General features: G+C 55.2%; 17 protein-coding genes and 1 tRNA gene. 15 read left to right on the top strand and 3 right to left on the bottom strand.

Annotated elements, in window-relative coordinates; all coding sequences use genetic code 11:
• Window positions 1–2 precede the first annotated feature (2 nt).
• Complete coding sequence (locus ACX5K5_RS11645; RefSeq protein ID WP_346059049.1) at window positions 3–1,349, bottom strand: PspC domain-containing protein; 1,347 nt, start codon at window positions 1,347–1,349, stop codon at window positions 3–5.
• A gap of 124 nt (window positions 1,350–1,473) precedes the next feature.
• Between ACX5K5_RS11645 and ACX5K5_RS11640 the strand changes: the two genes are divergently transcribed.
• Window positions 1,474–2,745: an ATP-binding protein gene (locus ACX5K5_RS11640; RefSeq protein WP_188684960.1), complete on the top strand. Its 1,272-nt coding sequence runs from the start codon at window positions 1,474–1,476 to the stop codon at window positions 2,743–2,745.
• Entirely contained in the window at window positions 2,738–3,415 is a 678-nt protein-coding gene (locus ACX5K5_RS11635) for a LuxR C-terminal-related transcriptional regulator (RefSeq protein ID WP_096256919.1), read from the top strand. Before ACX5K5_RS11640 ends, ACX5K5_RS11635 begins: the two co-directional genes overlap by 8 nt.
• A gap of 65 nt (window positions 3,416–3,480) precedes the next feature.
• Here ACX5K5_RS11635 and ACX5K5_RS11630 read toward each other — a convergent pair whose 3' ends face one another.
• On the bottom strand, window positions 3,481–4,680 hold the full coding sequence (locus ACX5K5_RS11630) for a pyridoxal phosphate-dependent aminotransferase (protein WP_096256918.1): 1,200 nt from the start codon (window positions 4,678–4,680) through the stop codon (window positions 3,481–3,483).
• A gap of 261 nt (window positions 4,681–4,941) precedes the next feature.
• On the opposite strand from ACX5K5_RS11630, the gene ACX5K5_RS11625 reads away from it, so the two are divergent.
• From ACX5K5_RS11625 to ACX5K5_RS11590, 8 genes are all read left to right on the top strand, one after another.
• Window positions 4,942–5,014: transfer RNA gene (locus tag ACX5K5_RS11625), tRNA-Trp, on the top strand.
• A 116-nt stretch (window positions 5,015–5,130) separates the two neighbouring features.
• On the top strand, window positions 5,131–5,385 hold the full coding sequence (secE, locus tag ACX5K5_RS11620; RefSeq protein WP_096257076.1) for a preprotein translocase subunit SecE: 255 nt from the start codon (window positions 5,131–5,133) through the stop codon (window positions 5,383–5,385).
• Between the two features lie 72 nt (window positions 5,386–5,457).
• Window positions 5,458–6,315, top strand: a complete 858-nt coding sequence (gene nusG, locus ACX5K5_RS11615) for a transcription termination/antitermination protein NusG (RefSeq protein ID WP_096256917.1) — start codon at window positions 5,458–5,460, stop codon at window positions 6,313–6,315.
• Between the two features lie 128 nt (window positions 6,316–6,443).
• On the top strand, window positions 6,444–6,875 hold the full coding sequence (rplK, locus tag ACX5K5_RS11610) for a 50S ribosomal protein L11 (RefSeq protein ID WP_096256916.1): 432 nt from the start codon (window positions 6,444–6,446) through the stop codon (window positions 6,873–6,875).
• 136 nt (window positions 6,876–7,011) lie between these two features.
• Window positions 7,012–7,713 carry a 50S ribosomal protein L1 gene (gene rplA / locus ACX5K5_RS11605; RefSeq protein WP_096256915.1) on the top strand — a complete coding sequence of 234 codons (702 nt, stop codon included), beginning with the start codon at window positions 7,012–7,014 and terminating at the stop codon, window positions 7,711–7,713.
• Between the two features lie 715 nt (window positions 7,714–8,428).
• Complete coding sequence (gene rplJ, locus ACX5K5_RS11600; RefSeq protein WP_096256914.1) at window positions 8,429–8,953, top strand: 50S ribosomal protein L10; 525 nt, start codon at window positions 8,429–8,431, stop codon at window positions 8,951–8,953.
• A 71-nt stretch (window positions 8,954–9,024) separates the two neighbouring features.
• Window positions 9,025–9,399: a 50S ribosomal protein L7/L12 gene (gene rplL, locus ACX5K5_RS11595; protein WP_096256913.1), complete on the top strand. Its 375-nt coding sequence runs from the start codon at window positions 9,025–9,027 to the stop codon at window positions 9,397–9,399.
• Window positions 9,400–9,545: 146 nt separating this feature from the next.
• Entirely contained in the window at window positions 9,546–10,721 is a 1,176-nt protein-coding gene (locus ACX5K5_RS11590) for an acyltransferase family protein (protein ID WP_459174426.1), read from the top strand.
• On the opposite strand, the gene ACX5K5_RS11585 is transcribed toward ACX5K5_RS11590, so the two are convergent.
• Window positions 10,675–11,172, bottom strand: a complete 498-nt coding sequence (locus ACX5K5_RS11585) for an aminoacyl-tRNA deacylase (RefSeq protein ID WP_096256911.1) — start codon at window positions 11,170–11,172, stop codon at window positions 10,675–10,677. The two genes, ACX5K5_RS11590 and ACX5K5_RS11585, sit on opposite strands and share 47 nt — an antisense overlap.
• 903 nt (window positions 11,173–12,075) lie before the next feature.
• On the opposite strand from ACX5K5_RS11585, the gene rpoB reads away from it, so the two are divergent.
• The 5 genes from rpoB (at window position 12,076) to fusA (ending at window position 23,060) form a co-directional block, all read left to right on the top strand.
• Complete coding sequence (rpoB, locus tag ACX5K5_RS11580) at window positions 12,076–15,582, top strand: DNA-directed RNA polymerase subunit beta (protein ID WP_459174425.1); 3,507 nt, start codon at window positions 12,076–12,078, stop codon at window positions 15,580–15,582.
• A gap of 108 nt (window positions 15,583–15,690) precedes the next feature.
• Complete coding sequence (locus ACX5K5_RS11575) at window positions 15,691–19,581, top strand: DNA-directed RNA polymerase subunit beta' (protein ID WP_443443414.1); 3,891 nt, start codon at window positions 15,691–15,693, stop codon at window positions 19,579–19,581.
• Between the two features lie 450 nt (window positions 19,582–20,031).
• On the top strand, window positions 20,032–20,406 hold the full coding sequence (rpsL, locus tag ACX5K5_RS11570) for a 30S ribosomal protein S12 (RefSeq protein WP_047119685.1): 375 nt from the start codon (window positions 20,032–20,034) through the stop codon (window positions 20,404–20,406).
• Window positions 20,406–20,876, top strand: coding sequence for a 30S ribosomal protein S7 (rpsG, locus tag ACX5K5_RS11565; RefSeq protein ID WP_096256908.1), 471 nt, complete (start codon window positions 20,406–20,408; stop codon window positions 20,874–20,876). Before rpsL ends, rpsG begins: the two co-directional genes overlap by 1 nt.
• Before the next feature lie 69 nt (window positions 20,877–20,945).
• Window positions 20,946–23,060, top strand: a complete 2,115-nt coding sequence (gene fusA, locus ACX5K5_RS11560) for an elongation factor G (RefSeq protein ID WP_459174424.1) — start codon at window positions 20,946–20,948, stop codon at window positions 23,058–23,060.
• Window positions 23,061–23,249: the final 189 nt, after the last annotated feature.

Genomic DNA, 23,249 nt, shown 5'->3' with positions numbered 1-23,249 from the left:
CCTTAGAAATCTGTCTTGGTTTCGGTGAGGCCCGGTGTTGAAATGCTGGTGTCAAAACTGGAAAAGACACCATCAATCTTGACCGTGAGCACCGGAGCGTCTGCTGGAAAATTCATGTTGTCCTGGGGCAACTGCGCACCATCATTGGAAAGAAAAAGCCCGTTAGTTTCGATTTGGACCGGCACGTTCGCCGGTAAGGCAATATCAAGCTTCGAAAAAACCGAATCAATTTCAACGGTTTTTGGGGCGGTGATGTTGTTCAGGCCCCGTAAATCCACGGTTGAACTGCTGAAGACCGCGCTGTACTCACTGTCCTTATCAGCTGACTGATAAATTCCGTTATTTCCCGGGCGGAAGTCTGAACCGGAAAAGACGACCGTTAGGACGAGCAGGGGGATTGCTAGTCCTAAAAGCCCGCCACTGGTGCGATTTGAAAGTGCGGCAAAGACCATGGACAGGCCCACAAGGAACAAACCGGATGCTAAGGCTACGGACCAACCGTTTCCTGGCAGATCCACCATCTTGAGGTAGTCGAGGCTGAGAATCAGTGCGACGGCTAGAACAGTCACACCGAGGATTACCGTTGAGACCCATCCGGGGATCGGAGGAGCGTTGCGTAACTTCTTTGCCGGCTTACCGAAGGGTGGATCCTCCTGTGGCGGCGTGTGGCGTGGCTCTTGGCCGGCGCCGTAAGTATCGGGTTCCACTGGCTTCTCCTCAAACTTCGGTTGCTGCTGACGTGTGGTGGCGAAGGAAGTGGTCGCCGAATCTGCGGCAGTCGGCATGGTCGCGCTGACGCTAAAAGATGACTCACCGGGATCTCGCCACGGAACTTCGATGACCGACCCAGTGCGCGGATGGGGCGCCGACGTGGTGTCCGTCGCTGGAGTTTTTGTTTTGTGATCCTCCGAATGTGGAGCTTTAGACCCGGCGAACTTACTGTTTCTGCGGCTAAAGATCACAAATGCGATACCGGCAATCACCAAGACCGGCCAGAGCACTGGTGCCACGGTACTCAGAAGCCACGGGGCAACGAAGATGCCAACACCTAGAAAAATGGAAGCACCGGTTAATGCAGCGGCCCATTCTTTGTTGACAATAGCTTGTTCCAAATGGATTTTTCCGCTGGTATCAGCCAGTAAGGCCCAAGCAATCGCGTAAATAATGAGCCCGAAGCCAGCCAACAAACTCAGTGCAACAAAAACGCCACGCACCAACACGACATCAACGTTGAGTCGAGTGGCGATACCGGCCGCGACACCGCCGAGCCACTGCGAGTCTTGGCGATTGATGCCTGCGCCGCGCAGTCGCTCAAAGATATTGCTGGGTGAAGGGTGTTCGTTGTTCATGCTTCAATCCTCTCGCGTGAAGCGTGTTGACGCTATGAGGGGCTACCCTGATTCTTCCCCTAGTGGACCCCCACTTCTGCTCCAAGCCCAGTTTTATTCTGAGGATCATGCTTGACTTGTCACTATGGAAAGTTCTGAGCAGCGCACTTCGATTGTTCGCAGCGATTCAGGGCTCATCGCGGGGGTATGCGGCGGGTTAGCGGCGCACCTTGGATTCCCGGTGAGCTATGTTCGTTTCGGATTTGTCGCACTGACCGCGTTAGGCGGGGTAGGAGTGCTGCTCTATGCCTGGTTGTGGGTTTTTACCCCTAGTGCCGAAGAATCCAAAGCAGACCAACTGCGTTCGTGGGGGACAAGCAGGCGAACGCTCGCCGAAGAAATGGGTCGTGTTCAGCAAGGGATCCCAAGCCCTAAGGAAATGACAGCGAAGCTCGCCTCCTGGCGGGAGACGCTCATGGGTACCGGCTTATTGCTTATTGCGGTGTTGGCCTTAGCGCAATGGCTGGGACTGAACATCCGCTGGGACCTGATCTGGCCGGCCATGGGCATTGTGGCTGGTGTGCTTTTGGCTTGGCTGCAGATTGATGGGCAGCGTTTATCTGGGGATAGCAAGTCCAGGGCAATGGTGCTCGGACGGTTGATCCTGGGGCTGATTCTTGCCATCGGTGGGTTACTGGCTATTTTGAGCGGTACCGTGAGCACCTCGGATCTAATCGGTGGCATGTGGGCGGCGTTAGCAATTATTGCCGGCGCGGTGGTGGTGTTGCTGCCGTGGGGTGCCCGCTTGTGGCGTGATTACCTCGCCGAGAGAAGTTCTCGCCAAGCCGCCGCACAGCGTGCTGACTTTGCCGCGCACCTACATGATTCGGTCTTGCAAACACTGGCTGTGATCCAAAAACGTAGTGATGATCCGGCGGCCGTGCGTACCTTAGCCAGGGTGCAAGAACGTGAACTGCGAGCATGGCTTTATGAGACCGAAGACCTCGATGAAGAAGACGTTGTCGTGGAGTTGCAGTCCGAAGCAGATAATATCGAAAAACTGATGTTACGTGATGTTGATGTGATTGCAGTGGGTCATGCCAAAGGATTCGACGGACAACAGGCTCTAGTCGCAGCAAGCCGCGAGGCAATGATGAACGCGGCGAAACATGCCGAAGGAAAGATTTCCGTATATCTAGAGTGCAACAAGGAACTGGTAGAAATATTTATCAGGGACCGAGGCAGTGGCTTTGATGTCGAAGCCATTGAAGAGGATCGGCATGGGGTGCGCGAATCGATTATTGGACGTATGGAGCGTGCCGGGGGCAAAGCCGTAATCCGCAGTAGTGAAACCGGCACCGAAGTGGCCTTGAGCATGCCGCGAAGCAGCGAGCAGGAAGAACAAAACAATGAGTAGCGAACTGAGCAATGAGCAGAACATTCGTGTTGTCCTAGTTGATGACCACGGAATTTTCCGCTCCGGCCTACGTGCGGATCTCAGCGAAGATCTAGTGATCGTTGGCGAGGCAGGCAGCGTCGAGAGCGCCATCGAGGTCATCGAGCGAGAGCGCCCCAACGTGGTGCTGCTCGACGTGCATTTACCTGGTGGGCGTGGTGGCGGAGGTGCAGAAGTACTTGCCGGCTGCGCGCATCTTTTGGGCAACACTAAGTTTTTGGCGCTCAGCGTTTCAGACTCCGCACAGGACGTCGTCACCGTAATTCGTGCCGGAGCGCGCGGATATGTCACCAAGAGCATTTCCGGGACAGAGATCTCTGACGCGGTCCGGCGGGTGGCCGGTGGGGATGCGGTCTTCTCGCCACGGCTAGCAGGGTTTGTGCTGGACGCCTTTGGAAGTTCCAGTGTGGCCGAGGTGACGGGCATCGATGAAGAGCTTGATCTGCTTTCGGACCGTGAACTGCAAGTGATGCGTCTGATTGCGCGCGGGTACAGCTATAAGGAAGTAGCCAAAGAACTATTCATCTCAGTGAAAACTGTTGAATCGCATGTATCTAATGTCTTGCGCAAACTACAGCTTTCAAATCGCCATGAGCTCACCCGTTGGGCAGTAGACCGAAAAATCCTCTAAGAAACCGGTAAAACACGTATGGCTCGATCTTCAAGGATCGAGCCATACGCGTTTTGCTTGAAGATTTATTCGGTGTCGCCTAGCAATTTAGCCATGCGTGAGATACCCTCGGCGAGGTCTGCATCGCCTAGCGCGTAGGACATGCGAATGTATCCCGACGGGCCAAAGGCTTCACCAGGAACGACTGCTACTTCAGCCTGCTCAAGAATGAACGCGGCTAGCTCGGCGCTCGTGTTGTTCACAACTCCGCGGATCTTGCGACCTAAGAGGCCACGCACGTCCGAGTAGGCGTAAAAAGCACCATCGGGCATTGGGCAGTGCAGCCCCTCGATAGAGTTCAACCCCTGGACAATAGCCAGACGGCGACGGTTGAAAGCCATCTTCATTTCTTCAACCGCATCCAGTGGACCGGCAACGGCGGCCAAAGCTGCCCGTTGGGATACGTTGGCCACGTTTGAAGTCGCATGGGACTGCAGGTTAGTGGCGGCCTTGATGACATCTAGTGGCCCGGCCATCCAGCCCACGCGCCAACCGGTCATGGCGTAGGTTTTGGCGACACCGTTGAGGATGACCACACGATCCTCGAGCTCAGGGACCAGCGTGGCGATCGAGTTGAAGGTAACATCCCCATAGGTGAGGTGTTCATAGATTTCATCGGTGACTACCCATAGACCCTTGGATGCAGCCCAGCGACCAATTTCGGTGATTTGCTCCGCGGTGTACACGGCGCCGGTCGGGTTAGACGGTGACACAAACAGAAGGATCTTTGTTCGTTCGGTGAGCACCGACTCTAGTTGTTCAATGGTGACCTTGTAGCCTTGCTCGGGTCCGGCAAAGATTGATACTGGCACACCACCGGCGAGCTGGACGGACTCCGGGTAGGTTGTCCAGTACGGCGCGGGGATGATGACTTCATCGCCTGGATCAAGCAGGGCTGCAAAGGTGTTGTAAACCGCTTGCTTGCCACCGTTGGTCACCAGTACCTGAGATCCGCTGAGCTCGTACCCGGAATGACGCAAGGTCTTCTCGGCGATTGCTTCGCGAAGCTCCGGCAGACCTGCTGCGGGGGAGTACCGGTGATTCTTTGGATCCTTGGCTGCCTCGACTGCTGCCTGGACTATGTAGTCCGGGGTTGGGAAGTCCGGCTCGCCGGCGCCGAATCCAATCACTGGACGGCCGGCGGCTTTGAGTGCTTTCGCCTTGGCATCTACTGCGAGGGTGGCGGACTCGGAGATGGCGCCGATGCGGCGAGAAATTCTAGACATAGAAAGTGCATCCTGACGGTACGTGAGCTGCTGTTACCTGCAATCCTAGTAGCCTGCAATTAGCTATGCTCGGCGAAGTCGGTAAATGACACGAACTGTTTATGATCAGTGGCGCGGAATGCGGTGTGCGACACACAGCGGGCAGTCAGTTCGACATTTGCTATTTCGTTGCGTAAAGTTATTTCTCGTTGCTCAGACATCGACAACGACATGGTCAAACACCTATCGGCTAAGATGTGTGTAGTAAGAGCGGTAGCTCAAAGGGTAGTGGCGCAATTGGTAGCGCAGCGGTCTCCAAAACCGCAGGTTGCAGGTTCGAGTCCTGTCTGCCCTGCGCAGTTGCGATAATAATCGCACAGCGAATCTCAAATCACGGTGTGTTGTGGTCGGTCCGGCTGCGACGCACCGTGATTGTTTCAACTGGCCAAAAAATTTGAAACGAGGATCAAGTTGAGCGAATCAGCTGCCGTTAATCCCGGAAACGGTGACAAGGCAAAGAAGGGCTTCTTCGGACGCATCTTCCTTTTCCTGCGCCAGGTAATCGCGGAACTAAAAAAAGTCGTGACCCCAACGCGGAGCGAGCTGATCAATTACACGCTCGTCGTAATCGGTTTTGTTTGCATCGTCATGTTGATCGTTACGGTGCTTGACCTCATTTTGGGCCAAGGCTCGATCCTCCTGTTCACTAATCAGCCAGAACAGTAAATTATTTGCCACGGCGGTATAATCGCCGGCAGGTAGTTAGATGTCATTCAGTCAAAGAAAGCAGGAGCTGCAGTGTCCGACAAGGAACTCGAACCGCAGATTAATGACGAGGTCGAAAACGAGTTCGTTGAAACTGAAAGCGAGCAGGTAGAAACCTCCGCTGACGTTGCAACAGACGAGACCGAAGCTCCAGCCGTTGTTGCTGAAGAAGAAGTTCAGACCGAAGTTGTTGAAGCTGAAACTGAAGAAGCTGTCACTGAGTCTGCAGAAGACGAAGTAGAAGCCGATGAAGAAGAAGCGGATTCTGAAGAAGACGTAGTCGCAAAGCTCAAGGAAGAATTCCGTTCGAAGCTGCGCCGTCAGCCAGGTGACTGGTTCGTTATTCACACCTACGCAGGTTACGAAAACCGCGTCAAGCTGAACCTTGAGACTCGTATTCAGACCCAGGACATGGATGATTTCATCTATGAAATCCAGGTTCCGATGGAAGAAGTCGTTGAGGTCAAGAACACTCAGCGCAAAATCGTTCGTCGTGTACGTATCCCGGGCTACGTCCTGGTTCGTATGGAACTGACCGACGCTTCGTGGGGTGTAGTTCGACACACTCCAGGCGTCACCGGCTTCGTAGGAAACGCTCACGATCCGAACCCTTTGAACCTTGACGAAGTGTTCTCCATGCTGGAGCACACCGTGGTTGATCCGATCGAACAACCATCGGCTTCCAAGCCAGGCCGTTCGCCAATCACCGAAGTCACCGTCGATTTTGAGGTCGGAGAAGCGGTTACCGTCAACGACGGTCCATTCGAGACCATGCCGGCGACGATTTCCGAAATCAAGCTGGAATCTGCTCAGCTGGTTGTCCTCGTTTCGATCTTCGAACGCGAGACCCCAGTGACCTTGAACTTCAATCAGGTCACCAAGATCCAGTAGTATTAAGTCTTCGTGCCCCATTCCGTTTGCTTTACGGGGTGAGGGCGCGTTCGGCTGTCGCGCCACGACAGCCACAACCCGTAACACGCTCCTGTGTTATGGGAACTGCAAGAGCATAAGGACCCGACATGGCCCCAAAGAAAAAGGTCACTGGACTCATCAAGCTGCAGATCAATGCAGGTGCCGCTAACCCGGCTCCGCCAATTGGTCCTGCACTTGGCCAGCACGGTGTCAACATCATGGAATTCTGCAAGGCTTACAACGCAGCGACTGAGTCGCAGCGCGGTAACGTTGTACCAGTTGAAATCACCGTGTACGAAGACCGTTCATTCACCTTCATCACCAAGACTCCTCCAGCTGCAGAGCTGATCAAGAAGGCTGCTGGCGTTGCTAAGGGTTCAGCTACCCCGCACACCGACAAGGTTGCAAAGCTGACCCAGGCACAGGTTGAAGAGATCGCCAACACCAAGATGGCTGACCTCAACGCTAACGACTTGGCTGCCGCCTCGTTGATCATCGCCGGTACCGCCCGTTCCATGGGCATCACCGTCGAAGGCTAATTTTTAGCTTTTCGTAGTTCACCTCGGTGACTACACCAAAGAATTTATTATCAAGGCGAGCAGGGAACCCCCAGCTTGCCCGTGGCAGGACCGGGCGCGGTCCATATGACCACGACTGCATAAGGAGATAACGCAGATGGCAAAGCGCAGCAAAGCATACGTAGCCGCCGCGGCTAAGATCGTGGCTGACAAGTTCTACGAGCCAACCGAGGCAATTGCCTTGGCCAAAGACATCGCAGGCGAAAAGACCAACTCGACCGTTGAGGTTGCTTTCCGCTTGAGTGTTGACCCACGCAAGGCAGACCAGATGGTTCGCGGTACCGTGAACCTTCCGCACGGCACCGGTAAGACCGCCCGCGTGGTTGTCTTCGCCAACGGTGACAAGGCAGAAGCAGCCCGCGCAGCCGGCGCTGACTTCGTAGGCTCGGACGACCTGATCGAAAAGATCCAGGGCGGCTGGACCGACTTCGACTCGGCCGTAGCAACCCCAGACCTCATGGGTAAGGTTGGCCGCTTGGGTAAGATCTTGGGTCCTCGTAACCTGATGCCAAACCCTAAGACCGGCACCGTGACCATGGATGTGGCCAAGGCTGTTACCGACATCAAGGGTGGCAAGATCGACTTCCGCGTCGACAAGCACGCCAACCTTCACTTCATCATCGGCAAGGCTTCCTTCGAAGCCAAGCAGCTGAACGAGAACTACGCAGCAGCACTGGAAGAAGTACTTCGCTTGAAGCCTTCTTCTTCCAAGGGCCGCTACATCTCGAAGGCAACCATCTCGACTACCTTCGGTCCAGGCATCCCTGTTGACTCGAACGTAACTCGCGTCGAGGCCTAAGCCTTACGAGTACTAAAACCGCGGGGTAGATCAGAGAAATCTGATCTACCCCGCGGTTTTTGTAATTCCACGAACCAAAGGAAACCTCGGTAGCTTTGGCGAGCTAAAGTTGTGGTGAGTACCCTCTCAAAGGGGCCGTGTTTTGTGCCACCGCAGGTTTTTGGCAACCGGGGGACCAGGCCATGACTAGAGGTAAAGCAGCAGGGAAATTCTCGCAGCAGCTAGAGATGCGAATTGCCTGAGTTTTGCCGGTGATCTGTCTGAGATGTGTTCCTTTGCTTCAATAAGTGATGATAAGGTTTAAGTACCGACTTGATCGGCAGCTTCTACATGGGCCCCCCAAGACCATGTAGGACCTGGATATAAGAGTTTCCCCAAAACTTTTATATCGACAAGTAGCCTGTTGTCAGCGTCCCCCAAGTGCTGGCTTCAGGCCTTGTCTTTTAACGACCATTAAGTGAGTCGAATCATGGGGGCTGTGCGGCTATCGATTTGGAAGATGCCACAATCCCCGTTTAGACTAGAGATACCGAAGACCGTCGGCCGGACATATGCATGCATAAGTCCCGAAGAGCTCGCAAGAGCGGCCAACGCAGGTTTCATAGATTTGTTTTAACTTGAATTAGTTGAAATGCCCTGTGCTCCTGCGCGGGGCCTTTTTTATTGGCCTCGCCGGTTATGAAACGGTACCGAACAAATCCCCGGAAGGAGTGTTATGGCAACGCCTACCAAGACTGTAGCGATTGAAGCAATCGCTGCAGACTTCAAGGAATCAACTGCGGCTGTCTTGACCGAATACCGTGGGCTTACCGTTGCACAGCTCAAGGAACTTCGCCGCTCACTTGGTCAGGATACCAAGTACGCAGTTGTGAAGAACACCTTGACCGCTATCGCAGCGAAGGAAGTTGGCATCGATGCATTCGATGGTCAGCTTTCCGGTCCGACTGCAATCGCCTTCATCAAGGGTGACGCAGTTGCTGCCGCAAAGAGCCTCACGGAGTTCGCAAAGGCTAATGAGAAGCTTGTCGTCAAGACTGGCTTCTTCGAGGGCAAGGCCCTTGACCAGGCCGGCATCGCCGCTCTGGCAGCCCTGGAATCCCGCGAAACTCAGCTCGCTCGCGTTGCTGCAGTACTGCAGGCTCCGGCCTCCGCTGCTGTGCGCATCGTGGACGCATTGCGTCTGAAGCTAGAAGAAGAGAACGGTGGCGCAGCTGCCGAGGAAGCTCCGGCAGAAGCCTAAGCTTTCGCGACTCTTTCGCATCGTAACCCCAATTCATAGGCCTCAGGGCCAAAACCGAAAGGACGCCGACCATGGCGAAGCTCAGCACTGAAGAGCTGCTTTCAGCATTCAAGGAAATGACCATCATCGAGCTCTCGGAGTTCGTGAAGGAATTCGAAGAGACCTTCGACGTAACTGCAGCTGCAGTTGCCGTTGCAGGCCCAGCAGGCGGCGCAGCTGCTGCTGAAGAAGAGCAGACCGAATTCGATGTCGTTCTTGAGTCGGCTGGCGACAAGAAGATCGCAGTCATCAAGGAAGTTCGTGCATTGACTTCCCTCGGCCTGAAGGAAGCCAAGGAGGTCGTTGATTCGGCTCCAAAGGCTGTCCTTGAGGGTGCAACCAAGGAAGCTGCAGAAAAGGCAAAGGAAGCTCTCGAAGCTGCCGGCGCAACTGTAACCGTAAAGTAAGTACCGCGGTCACTCGCAACTTATTGTCAAAGGGTTCATGGACTTCGTGTCCGTGGGCCCTTTGGTCGTTAAAGTCAAATAATGTGTCTAATGCTTTATAACGTTTCTATTAACAGGGTTTATTCAAGTTCATTGTTTACAGTGAAATGGTGTCAACAACTCAAACTCAGGAAACGAAGAAGACAGGTGCACGGCTAGGTTTACTAGACGGCCTACGAATCAGCGCTGCCTTAATCGTGGTTCTTTACCACTACACCGCGTGGGGACACAGCCACTGGGGACTTAAAGCTCCAGAGGCATGGCCGATACTCTCGCAGTTCAGCCGCTATGGCTTGATTGGTGTACAGCTCTTCTTCTTGATCTCTGGCTTCGTGATCTTGATGTCCGTCCAAGGCAAGAACCTGATCCACTTCATCGGCTCACGTTTAGGCCGGTTATATCCGGCCTACTGGCTTGCGGTGATTGCAGCGGCAGTTCTCACCTTCAAAATTTGGCCTGACGCGCAAGACGGACGAAGTCGCGAGGATATCGTCCCAAACCTCACCATGGTCCAACAGGGCATGGGAGTGCGAGATCTTGACGGCGTGTACTGGACCCTGTGGGTGGAGTTCCGCTTTTATGTGTTGCTTGCACTGCTGTTAGTTGTCGGACTAGTTAAAATCAAAAACATCATGTGGCTGTCGTTTATCTGGCCGAGTCTCGGAATCCTCCTGCACGTAGCTGGCATGGACAAAGCCCAGGAGTGGATTGCTGGGCAATACGCGGCACAATTCGCCGCCGGCATGGTTCTGTTTTTGATTTACCAGAACGGGCACACCATCGGGCGTTGGGCTATGGTCGCATTCAACACCGTAGTCTCTGCTTACTTCACCGGATTGAAGGGTAGCTTCGATAACGACTACCTCTCTGGATTAACTGTCCCCGCCTGGCACTTCTCGCTGCTGGCAGTCCTCTGCGTAGCCTTGTTGGCAGTATGTACGCTGACGCCACTGAAAAATGTCCAGGCGCGATGGCTAGTCGTGGCAGGGTCGCTGACCTACCCGTTGTACCTCTTCCACCAAATCTGGGGATGGTGGATCATCCATAGCCTGAGCGACACCATGAACAAATATGTGTTGCTTGCGTTGACCTTCGCCATCATGCTTCTCGTGGCCTACCTGGTGGCTCGCTTTATTGAAAAGCCAGTAGGTCTCTGGCTACGCAATGAATCCATCAAGTCCCTGACTGCTTTGAGCGCTTGGGCTCAAAGACTTCCGGTTTCAGGCCTTGGCTCGGCTACTCGGAAATCGAAATATCGGCAATCGTGGCATCAAATCCGTTAACCAGGTCCTGAGGATCAACCAGTAGTCCGTGCTCGGGTTCACCGCATCCTAGAGCTACTGCCTCGGGGACAGGCTCTGTGAAAACGCTGGCATCGATATATACCGGAAGCACTGAATGAGAGCCGAACGGAGTAATCGTTCCGCGTACGTAGCGCGTGACGTCGTAGGCAATATCAGCATCTGGCAGTGAAAGCTTGTTAACTCCTACTACTTCGCGTAGTTTCGGCCAGCTTAGTTTCCGTCCGCCTGGCACCAAAGCAAATAGGTACGTGTCGTCGGAACGCTTAATAACAAGTGTCTTCAACAAATGGGCTGGAATCACACCGAGTAGTTCTGCGGCGTGCTCTAGAGAATTGGCCGGCTCACGCGGAACTATCTCAATAGGTATATCCCGACGTGAAGCATCGAGGCTGACTCGGGTAAGTGCTTCGTTAACCTTTGACTGATTCATGCTTCTGCACTCCTAGCTTTTGACTGCTATCTTCTGCGCCGGCTCAAGGCTTGCTGCCCATGGAGGGTTCAGCAGAAAAGAAGACTTCAATTTCCACTGATGCTCCTGCCACTTGGGTTTAGCCTTCCCCCGAGGCTAGCTCATAATCTTGAACTTTTGGAGATCTAGGACACACAGTCAGGCAATGGTAAGTCGAGCTTTACGTCTAATGGCTTGTTCTGCGTCTACGGTCTGCGAAGACTGTGGGTGGCGTGCGGGACCAAGGAGAACGGAAAAATCTTCAGACGGTGCACGTGAATCCTATTGCGCATCCCTGCCGGGGGAATTAAGGCGGAAGGTGCTCAATGGGAATGAGCGCACTATTGTTGGCTCGGTGCGAAGGCACAATGACCTAAAAGCAGCAGCCAAAAAAGATTTCATGAAAATTACGGTGCGATAGCGGACGCGATACTCCGTAGAGGTCGAAGTTGGTGAATTATTGCCACTGTGAGTAACTGCACACTGACGATAGACCGCGACGATTCTGTTTTCACTGCGGGGGAGTCCAGGTAGGCGGCCGATATTCGCCTAAGGTCCCGTTTTTGTTCTCTCACGTGGGTGAATGTGAGCGGAATTGCGACCAGAAAGGCATTCTGGGTATCGCCGGTGACAACCGCGAATGGCAGAAATGTGCCTGAAATCCGGTCGCTTCAAAAAGTAGCAAGAAACTATAGCATGAATTTCTCTCGCGGATATCGACAAGCTTAAAATACTCCGGTAGAGTAGAAATTTGCGCCATACCTGTTTGCGCGCGTGGCCTTCATATAGCGGTGGGTTCGCGTCGTCACACGAGGGCTTGTCCTATGACAGGCACCTTAGCACGGTTGGCGTTCGGAAACCTGACGGTCTTTGGAAGGATCCATCTTGGTCGCCTCGAGCAACCCTAACAACCAAACCGCTAGTTCGGCTCGCGATGCTGCATACGCTGGCCGACTTTCTTTTGCAAAGATTAACGAACCCCTTGAAGTGCCTAACCTGTTGGCATTGCAGACTGAGAGCTTTGACCGCCTCATCGGCAATGACCTGTGGAAGGCTCGCCTAGCCAAGGCCGAAGCCGCTGGTGACACCAGCGTGCCAGCTGTCTCGGGTCTGGCTGAAATCTTCGAGGAAATCTCCCCGATTGAAGACTTCCAGGACACCATGTCCTTGAGCTTCTCCGATCCGGAATTCGCTGATCCTAAGTACTCGATCGCAGAGTGCAAGGATCGCGACGCCACCTACTCGGCACCGCTGTACGTCAAGGCCGAATTCATGAACAATGAAACCGGCGAAATCAAGCAGCAGACCGTATTCATGGGCGATTTCCCACTGATGTCCGACAAGGGCACCTTCGTCATCAACGGCACCGAGCGTGTTGTTGTGTCGCAGCTGGTCCGTTCCCCAGGCGCGTACTTCGAGTCCACGCCGGACAAGACCAGTGACAAGACCATCTACTCCTCGCGCATCATTCCTTCGCGTGGTGCATGGTTCGAACTAGAAATCGACAAGCGCGACCAGGTTGGTGTGCGTTTGGACCGTAAGCGTAAGCAGTCGGTCACCGTGTTGCTCAAGGCCTTTGGCTGGAGCGAAGAAAAGATCCTCTCCGAATTCGGTCAGTACGATTCAATTCGTGCCACCTTGGAGAAGGATAACGTCAAGGATCAGAACGAAGCCTTGCTCGATATCTACCGCAAGCTTCGCCCAGGCGAGCCACCAACGGTGGACGCTGCACAGGGTCTGCTGCGCAACATGTACTTCGAGCCAAAGCGCTACGACCTGGCAAAGGTTGGTCGTTACAAGATCAACCGCAAGCTTGGTGTAGAGGTTCCGGTTGACGCCGAGAGCCCATCGGTTCTGTCCCAGGACGACATCATTGCAATGATCCGTTACCTCGTCGCGTTGCACGCAGGCGAGAAGACCATCTCCGGTACCCGCAAGGGCGAGATCGTCGACGTACCGGTCAACGTAGATGACATCGACCACTTCGGTAACCGTCGTATCCGCGCCGTCGGCGAGCTGATCGAGAACCAGATCCGCACCGGTCTTTCCCGTATGGAGCGTGTTGTGCGTGAACGCATGACCACCCAGGACGTGGAAGCGATCACCCCGCAGACGCTGATCAACATCCGCCCTGTGGTTGCTGCAATCAAGGAGTTCTTCGGTACTTCGCAGCTCTCGCAGTTCATGGACCAGAACAACCCACTGGCCGGTCTGACCCACAAGCGTCGCTTGTCGGCTCTGGGCCCAGGTGGTCTGTCCCGTGACCGCGCAGGCATGGAAGTTCGAGACGTTCACCCGTCCCACTACGGACGTATGTGCCCAATTGAAACTCCCGAAGGTCCAAACATTGGTCTGATCGGTTCGTTGGCTACCTACGGACGCATCAACTCCTTCGGCTTCATCGAAACTCCTTACCGTCGGGTTAAGGACAACGTTGTTTCCAACGAGGTTGACTACCTGACCGCAGATGACGAGCTTCAGCACTTCATCGCACAGGCTAACGCTCCACTGGCAGAAGACGGCCGCTTCCTCGAAGAGACCGTACTCGTTCGTGAAAAGGGCGGTGGCGGCGAGCCCGTTATCGTTGAGCCAGCCGAAGTGACCTACATGGACGTTTCGCCTCGCCAGATGGTTTCCGTTGCAACTGCACTGATTCCATTCCTCGAGCACGACGATGCCAACCGCGCACTGATGGGCGCCAACATGCAGCGCCAGGCTGTGCCGCTGTTGGCTTCGGAGTCGCCACTGGTTGGTACCGGCATGGAGAAGTTCGCCGCGGTTGACGCCGGCGATTCCATCGTTGCGCTGAAGCCAGGTGTTGTCACCGAGGTTTCCGCAGACCTGGTTGTTGTCATGAATGATGACGGCACCGAGTCGATGTACCCAATCATGAAGTTCTCCCGTTCGAACCAGGGCAACGCGTACAACCAGCGCGTGCTGGTTAACGAAGGTGACCGTCTGGAATTCCAGTCGATCATCGCCGACGGTCCGTCGACCGACAAGGGTGAGCTTGCCTTGGGTAAGAACCTGCTCGTGGCATTCATGTCATGGGAAGGCCACAACTTCGAGGATGCGATCATTCTTTCGCAGCGCATGATCTTCGAAGATGTGCTTACCTCGATCCACATCGAAGAGCACGAAGTTGATGCCCGCGACACCAAGCTTGGTGCCGAGGAAATCACTCGCGACATCCCGAACGTCTCCGAGGACATCCTGTCCCAGCTTGATGACCGCGGCATCGTCTACATCGGTGCTGAAGTTGAAGCCGGCGACGTGCTGGTAGGCCGTGTCACCCCTAAGGGTGAAACCGAGCTGACCCCAGAAGAGCGTCTGTTGCGCGCGATCTTCGGTGAGAAGTCCCGCGAAGTTCGCGATACTTCGCTGAAGGTTCCGCACGGCGAGTCGGGCACCGTCATTGGCGTTCGTATCTTCGATCGCGACAACGATGATGACCTTTCCCCTGGTGTAAACCAGCTGGTTCGCGTCTACGTGGCACAGAAGCGCAAGATCACCAATGGTGACAAGCTTGCCGGTCGTCACGGTAACAAGGGTGTTATTTCCAAGATTCTGCCACTTGAGGACATGCCGTTCCTCGAAGACGGAACCCCATTGGATATCATCTTGAACCCACTGGGTGTGCCAGGCCGTATGAACGTCGGTCAGGTTATGGAAATCCACCTCGCGTGGGCTGCCAAGCAGGGCTGGAACATCGAAAACGAGCCGGCTTGGGTGAAGGATCTGCCTAACTTGCCTCGTCAGTCCGGACCGACCACCGTGTCGACCCCGGTCTTCGATGGTGCCTCGGAAGAGGAAATCCGCGGAATCTTGGATTCAACGAACCTCACTCGTGATGGCGAGCGTCTGATCGGTAACACCGGTAAGACCCGTTTGTACGATGGTCGTTCCGGCGAGCCTTTCCCGGATCCGGTCGCTGTTGGTTACATGTACATCTTGAAGCTTCACCACTTGGTGGACGACAAGATTCACGCACGTTCCACCGGTCCATACTCCATGATTACCCAGCAGCCACTTGGTGGTAAGGCCCAGTTCGGTGGCCAGCGCTTCGGTGAGATGGAAGTTTGGGCACTGGAAGCCTACGGCGCCGCTTACACCCTGCAGGAACTTCTGACCATCAAGTCGGATGATATCCACGGACGTGTAAAGGTCTACGAAGCCATCGTCAAGGGCGAGAACGTTCCGGAACCAGGCGTTCCAGAGTCGTTCAAGGTGCTCATCAAGGAAATGCAGTCGTTGTGCTTGAACGTTGAGGTACTTGGTACCGACGGCAACACGATCGAAATGCGCGAATCGGACGAGGAATCGTTCCGTGCGGCGGAAGAGCTTGGCATCGACCTTTCCCGGTCGGAGCCAAACTCCGTAGAGGAGGTCTAGGTTTGATCGCTGCCTCAGGAGGCCAGCTGGCCCAGCGAGCGTAGCGAGAAACCAAGACTTACTTATTCGTATCGACTTCAGACACCAAAGAAGAGAGAAAAGGACCCTATGTCCAACGATTCCTCATTCGGCCTCATGCGCATTGGCCTTGCATCCGCAGAAGAAATTCGCGGTTGGAGCTACGGCGAGGTCAAGAAGCCGGAAACCATTAACTACCGCACCCTGAAGCCGGAGAAGGACGGTCTTTTCTGCGAAAAGATCTTCGGCCCTTCCCGCGACTGGGAATGCTACTGCGGTAAGTACAAGCGCGTGCGCTTCAAGGGCATCATCTGTGAGCGTTGCGGCGTCGAGGTGACCCGCGCTAACGTTCGTCGTGAGCGCATGGGACACATCGAGCTTGCAGCTCCAGTGACCCACATCTGGTACTTCAAGGGCGTTCCATCGCGCTTGGGCTACCTGTTGGATCTTGCTCCGAAGGACCTTGAAAAGGTCATTTACTTCGCTGCATACATGATCACCTCGGTAAACGAGGACCGTCGCCACGCCGAATTGCCCAACCTGCAGGCCCAGCATGATCTGGAACTGCGCAACCTGGCTAATAACGCTGAAGCAGACAAGAAGGCTATTGCCGCTGAGCTCGAAACCGAGCTGGAGCGCATGGAAGCCGACGGTGCCAAGGGCGCCGAGCTGAACAAGGCTCGCACCCTGGCAGAGAAGACCGTGCTCCAGATCGACAAGCGTTCAAAGGCTGAAGCCGAACGTCTGCGTGCCGTCTGGGAACGCTTCAAGGGCCTGAAGGTCGCCGACCTCGAAGGCGACGAAGGCCTGTACCGCACCATGCGTGAAAAGTACGGACTGTTCTTCGAAGGCTCCATGGGTGCAGAAGCAATCCAGAAGCGCCTGCAGAACTTCGACCTTGCGGCCGAAGCTGAACTGCTCAAGCAGATCATCGACGAAGGCAAGGGCCAGAAGAAGGCTCGTGCACTGAAGCGCCTGAAGGTTGTTAACGCCTTCTTGGTCAACGAGAACTCGCCTGAGGGCATGGTTCTGGATGCGGTTCCGGTGATCCCACCAGAGCTCCGTCCAATGGTTCAGCTCGACGGTGGCCGTTTCGCTACCTCGGACCTGAACGACCTGTACCGCCGCGTGATCAACCGTAACAACCGCCTGAAGCGTCTGCTTGATCTTGGTGCTCCCGAGATCATCGTGAACAACGAAAAGCGTATGCTCCAGGAAGCTGTTGATTCCCTGTTCGACAACGGTCGTCGTGGCCGTCCGGTCACCGGACCGGGTAACCGCCCACTGAAGTCGTTGAGCGATATGCTCAAGGGCAAGCAGGGTCGTTTCCGTCAGAACCTGTTGGGTAAGCGTGTTGACTACTCGGGCCGTTCGGTCATCGTTGTTGGTCCGCAGCTGAAGCTGCACCAGTGTGGTCTGCCTAAGCAGATGGCCTTGGAGCTCTTCAAGCCGTTCGTGATGAAGCGCCTGGTTGACCTCAACCACGCACAGAACATCAAGTCCGCTAAGCGCATGGTGGAGCGTTACCGTCCACAGGTTTGGGATGTTCTCGAAGAGATCATCACCGAGCACCCGGTACTGCTTAACCGTGCACCTACCCTGCACCGTTTGGGCATCCAGGCGTTCGAACCACAGCTGGTTGAGGGTAAGGCTTTGCAGCTGCACCCACTGGTTTGTGCAGCCTTCAACGCCGACTTCGACGGTGACCAGATGGCAGTTCACCTGCCGCTGAGCCCAGAAGCACAGGCCGAAGCTCGCATCTTGATGTTGTCCTCGCACAACATCTTGAAGCCTTCCGATGGCCGCCCGGTTGCTCTTCCTTCACAGGATATGATCATCGGTCTGCACCACTTGACGACCAAGCGTGCCAACGAAGCTGGCGCAGGACGCACCTTCACCTCGGTTGCCGAAGCCATCATGGCAATGGACCTGCGTGAACTGCACCTGAACGCACCGGTTAAGATTCGTGTTCCGAACTTCGTTCCTTCTGACGAGCAGCCTGCTCCGGAAGGTTGGGAGCCAGGTACCGAAGCACTTCTGGAGACCTCGCTGGGTCAGGTGTTGTTCAACGACACCCTGCCAGCGGATTACCCATGGGTGGCACAGGTTGCCGGCAAGGATGCACTCTCGGAGATCGTCAACGATCTGGCAGAGCGCTACCCGAAGATCGCCGTGGCAGAAACCTTGGATAACCTCAAGGATTCCGGTTTCTACTGGGCAACCCGCTCGGGCGTCACCGTGGCCATCTCGGACATTACCTCGAATATGGATAAGGCAGCCATCTTGGCTCCTTATGAGGTTCGTGCCGCGAAGGTTCAGGCTTCGTTCGATAAGGGCTTGATCGCCGATACCGAGCGTCGTCAGGACTTGATCGACATCTGGACCAAGGCTACCGATGAGGTTGCCGAGGCGATGAAGAACGGTATGGAAGAGCTGAACACCATTAACCGTATGGTGACCTCCAAGGCTCGTGGTAACTACCTGCAATTGCGTCAGATTGCCGGTATCCGTGGCCTGGTGTCCAACCCTAAGGGTGAAATTATTCCTCGCCCGATTAAGTCTTCGTACCGCGAAGGCCTGTCGGTTTTGGAGTACTTCATTGCTACTCACGGTGCCCGTAAGGGTCTGGCCGATACCGCATTGAAGACCGCTAACTCCGGTTACTTGACCCGTCGTCTGGTCGACGTTTCACAGGATGTTATCGTTCGTGAAGATGACTGTGGCACCCGCCGCGGTCTGACCGTGCCGATCGCCAACAACTCCGTTGGTGTACGCATGATGCACGAGACCGTCGAGAACTCGGCGTACACCCGTACGCTGGCTACCGAGGTCAAGGATGCTGACGGCAAGGTTCTGGCAGAAGCCGGTTCCGACGTGGGCGACGTGCTCATCGACCAGCTGTACGCAGCAGGTATCGATGAAATCCGCGTTCGCTCCGTGCTGACCTGTGATTCCGCCGTCGGAACCTGTGCACAGTGCTACGGTCGTTCGCTGGCCAGCGGCAAGACCGTTGACATCGGTGAGGCCGTGGGCATCATCGCCGCACAGTCCATTGGTGAGCCAGGTACTCAGCTGACCATGCGTACCTTCCACACCGGTGGTGTTGCATCGGCTGATGATATTACTCAGGGTCTGCCTCGTATCCAGGAGCTCTTCGAAGCCCGTACCCCTAAGGGTGTGGCTCCGATGTCAGAGGTCACCGGTCGCGTGTCGATCGAGGACGACGAGAAGCAGCTGCGTGTTGTAGTCACTCCAGACAACGGCGACGAGAAGCAGGCCTACCCGGTTCTGCGTCGTGCTCGCCTGTTGGTTGAAGAGGGCGAAAACATCATTGCCGGTACACAGCTGACCAGCGGTACCTTGGATCCGAAGCAGGTTCTTCGAGTCTTGGGCCCACGTGAAGCACAGAAGTTCCTGGTCCGCGAGGTCCAGGACGTGTACCAGTCACAGGGTGTAGGCATCCACGATAAGCACGTGGAAGTCATCGTCCGTCAGATGCTGCGTCGCGTCACCGTCATTGAGTCCGGCGAAACTGAATTGCTGCCAGGCGAGTTGGCCGACCGTTCGCGCTTCACCGCTGCGAACAAGAAGGCAGTCACCGAAGGCAAGCGTCCAGCTGCCGGTCGTGACGAAATGATGGGTATTACCAAGGCATCGCTTGCCACCGATTCATGGCTCTCGGCTGCTTCCTTCCAGGAAACCACCCGCGTGCTGACTCAGGCTGCGATGGAAGGTAAGGAAGATCCACTGTTGGGTCTGAAGGAGAACGTGATCATCGGTAAGTTGATCCCAGCCGGTACCGGCCTGGATCGCTACACCCAGATCAACGTTGAGCCAACCGACGAAGCAAAGGCAACTTTGTTCACCGGTTCCTCGGCATTCTCCTCGGGACTGTACGACGATGCTCTGGAAGGCAATCTTTCGCCAGAATTCCAGGCCATCTCGATGGATGACTACGACCACGGTTCAGACTTCCGCTAAACACGGATTTTTGACTAGTTAGTCAACACACCCGCCGGTACCTTTGGGTACCGGCGGGTGTTCCATTTAAGCACAATCGAAGGGGAGATAAGTCCCTTGGGGGAGTTCTCCACTAGAGGCTTGGATTGCAAGTTATGCACCGAGGTTCAGCCTGTGGTCATCTGCGGTATGGCCGGCGTTCAGCTTACCTAGTTATGCTCGGGTGATAGGTGAGATAGCTTACTGAACCTAGAGCGATGGCGGATTAATGCTAGACTGAAAGCAATTGTTTTAGGTGTGGCAAAATGGACACAGTCCGGGTTGCGGGCAGGTTGCGCAACAAATGCCACACTTTCGCACGCCTAGGGGCATTTAGTCCCATGGCTGTAAAGCAAGCAGCTAGCTCCACGATTTGGCAGATAACTGTCCGGTTGTGGTGCCGACAAACTTAGACAATGGAAGGACACGAAAGTGCCTACTATTCAGCAGCTGGTCCGTAAGGGCCGCTCGCCTAAGGTCGTCAAGACCAAGGCTCCTGCCCTCAAGGGCAACCCAATGCGCCGTGGCGTGTGCACTCGTGTGTACACCACCACCCCGAAGAAGCCTAACTCGGCTCTGCGTAAGGTCGCACGTGTGCGCCTTGCCGGTGGCATCGAAGTTACCGCTTACATTCCAGGTGTCGGACACAACCTGCAGGAACACTCCATCGTGCTCGTTCGCGGTGGTCGTGTAAAGGACCTTCCAGGTGTTCGTTACAAGATTGTACGTGGTGCTCTGGATACTCAGGGTGTTAAGGACCGCAAGCAGGCTCGTTCCCGCTACGGTGCAAAGAAGGATGGTAAGTAATGCCTCGTAAGGGTCCGGCGCCAAAGCGCCCACTAGTTTCTGATCCAGTCTTCGAATCCCCATTGGTCACTCAGCTGATCAACAAGGTTCTCGTAGACGGCAAGAAGTCCACTGCAGAGCGCATTGTTTACGGCGCACTCGAAGGTGCCGCTGCAAAGTCCGGCGCCGACGCTGTTTCGACTCTCAAGAAGGCCATGGATAACATCCGCCCGGCCCTTGAGGTTCGTTCACGCCGCGTTGGTGGCGCGACCTACCAGGTTCCTGTTGAGGTCAAGCCAGGCCGTGCAACCGCACTAGCTCTTCGCTGGTTGGTTGGTTACTCGAAGGCTCGTCGCGAGAAGACCATGATCGAACGTTTGATGAACGAGATCTTAGACGCCTCGAACGGTCTGGGTGCCGCTGTGAAGCGTCGCGAAGACACTCACAAGATGGCCGAGTCCAACAAGGCCTTCGCTCACTACCGCTGGTAAGAAACGCTTGGAAGTGCTGGGTGTCAACAGGCATCCAGCATTCCTTGCCTCACCTTTAAGGGAGACAACGTGGCACAGGACGTGCTTACTGACCTGAATAAGGTCCGAAATATCGGCATCATGGCCCACATCGATGCTGGTAAAACCACTACTACTGAGCGCATCCTTTTCTACACGGGTGTAAATCACAAGCTCGGCGAGACACACGACGGTGCCTCGACTACTGACTGGATGGAACAGGAAAAGGAACGCGGCATTACTATCACGTCTGCCGCCGTGACTTGCTTCTGGAACAACAACCAGATCAACATCATTGACACCCCTGGCCACGTTGACTTCACCGTTGAGGTGGAGCGCTCGCTTCGCGTGCTTGATGGCGCCGTTGCAGTATTTGATGGCAAGGAAGGCGTTGAGCCTCAGTCTGAGACCGTATGGCGTCAGGCTGACAAGTACAACGTTCCACGCATCTGCTTCGTCAACAAGATGGACAAGATGGGTGCAGACTTCTACTTCACCGTAGAGACCATTGTTAAGCGCCTTGGTGCTAAGCCATTGGTTATGCAGCTGCCTATCGGCTCCGAGCATGAATTTGTCGGTGTCGTTGACCTGATGACCATGAAGGCATTCGTCTGGGAAGGCGACTCCAAGGGTGACGTCACCATGGGTGCCGCTTACGAGACTCGCGAAATTCCTGCAGATATGCTGGAAAAGGCCGAGGAATACCGCGCCAAGCTGGTTGAGGATGTCGCTGAGGGCTCTGACGAGCTCATGGAGAAGTTCCTCGAAGGCGAAGAGATCAGCATTGCTGAGCTCAAGGCCGGCATTCGCAAGATGGTCATCAACTCGGAGATCTACCCAGTTTACTGTGGTTCGGCCTTCAAGAACCGCGGCGTGCAGCCTATGCTCGACGCCGTGATTGACTTCCTGCCAAACCCAATGGACGTCGGCGTGACCATCGGTCACGATCCAAAGAACGAAGAAATCGAGCTCACTCGCGAGCCTACCGAGGAATCACCTTTCTCGGCTCTGGCCTTCAAGATTGCCGCTCACCCATTCTTCGGTCAGCTGAACTTCATCCGCGTTTACTCGGGCCGTGCAACTTCAGGTACACAGTTGCTCAACTCGACGAAGCAGAAGAAGGAACGCGTTGGCAAGCTCTTCCAGATGCACGCCAACAAGGAACAGCCGGTAGACGAGATCCACGCAGGTCACATCTACGCCGTGATCGGCCTGAAGGATACCACCACCGGTGATACCCTTTGCGATCCAGCGAACCCGATCGTGCTTGAGTCGATGTCGTTCCCAGCACCAGTGATCTTCGTGGCCATCGAGCCTAAGACCAAGGGTGACCAGGAGAAGTTGTCGACCGCTATCCAGAAGCTGTCTGCAGAAGATCCAACCTTCACCGTTTCGTTGAACGATGACACCGGCCAGACCGAAATCGGCGGCATGGGCGAGCTTCACCTGGATATCCTGGTGGACCGCATGAAGCGCGAATTCCGCGTGGAAGCCAACGTTGGCAAGCCACAGGTTGCATACCGCGAAACCATCAAGACTGCCGTGGATAAGGTTGACTTTACCCACAAGAAGCAGACCGGTGGTTCGGGCCAGTTCGCAAAGGTCCAGGTTGCATTCGAGCCTCTCGAGGTTGTCGACGGCGTGAACTACGAGTTCAAGAACGCTGTCACCGGTGGTCGTATTCCTCGTGAATACATCCCATCCATCGATGCCGGTATCCAGGACGCCATGCAGTACGGTATCCTCGCCGGTTACCCAATGGTTGGCGTGAAGGCTACCGTCCTTGACGGTGCTTACCACGATGTTGACTCCTCGGAAATGGCGTTCAAGATCGCTGGCTCACAGGTATTCAAGGAAGGCGCACGTCGCGCTAACCCAATCCTGCTTGAACCACTGATGAGCGTCGAAGTTCGTACCCCGGAAGAGTACATGGGCGACGTTATCGGCGACCTAAACTCCCGCCGTGGCTCGATCCAGGAAATGTCCGACGCAGCTGGTGTGAAGGTTATCAATGCCTCCGTGCCACTGTCGGAGATGTTCGGTTACATTGGTGACCTGCGCTCGAAGACCCAGGGTCGCGCAGTTTACTCGATGACCTTCAACAGCTACTCTGAGGTCCCGAAGGCAGTTGCCGAAGAGATCATCCAGAAGGCCCGCGGCGAGTAATCGTCTAGGAACCAAACTTGGCCGTGACCCCGCCCGTGTGGGGGAGTGGCCGATCGCGAAGCCGGCTTTATTGCCAATGAAGCCGGCCTCGCAAACGGCCAACGAGGGATTTGCATCACATGCAGGGCCCGCGCAGGACCGAAATTTTTATATTTATCCAAGCCCCCAGTAGACTAATTTCAGTTCGTT

The sequence above is a fragment of the Glutamicibacter bergerei genome (assembly GCF_054495185.1).
Note: the sequence above shows the minus strand (reverse complement) of the source record. Positions and strands in the feature narration are given on the sequence as shown.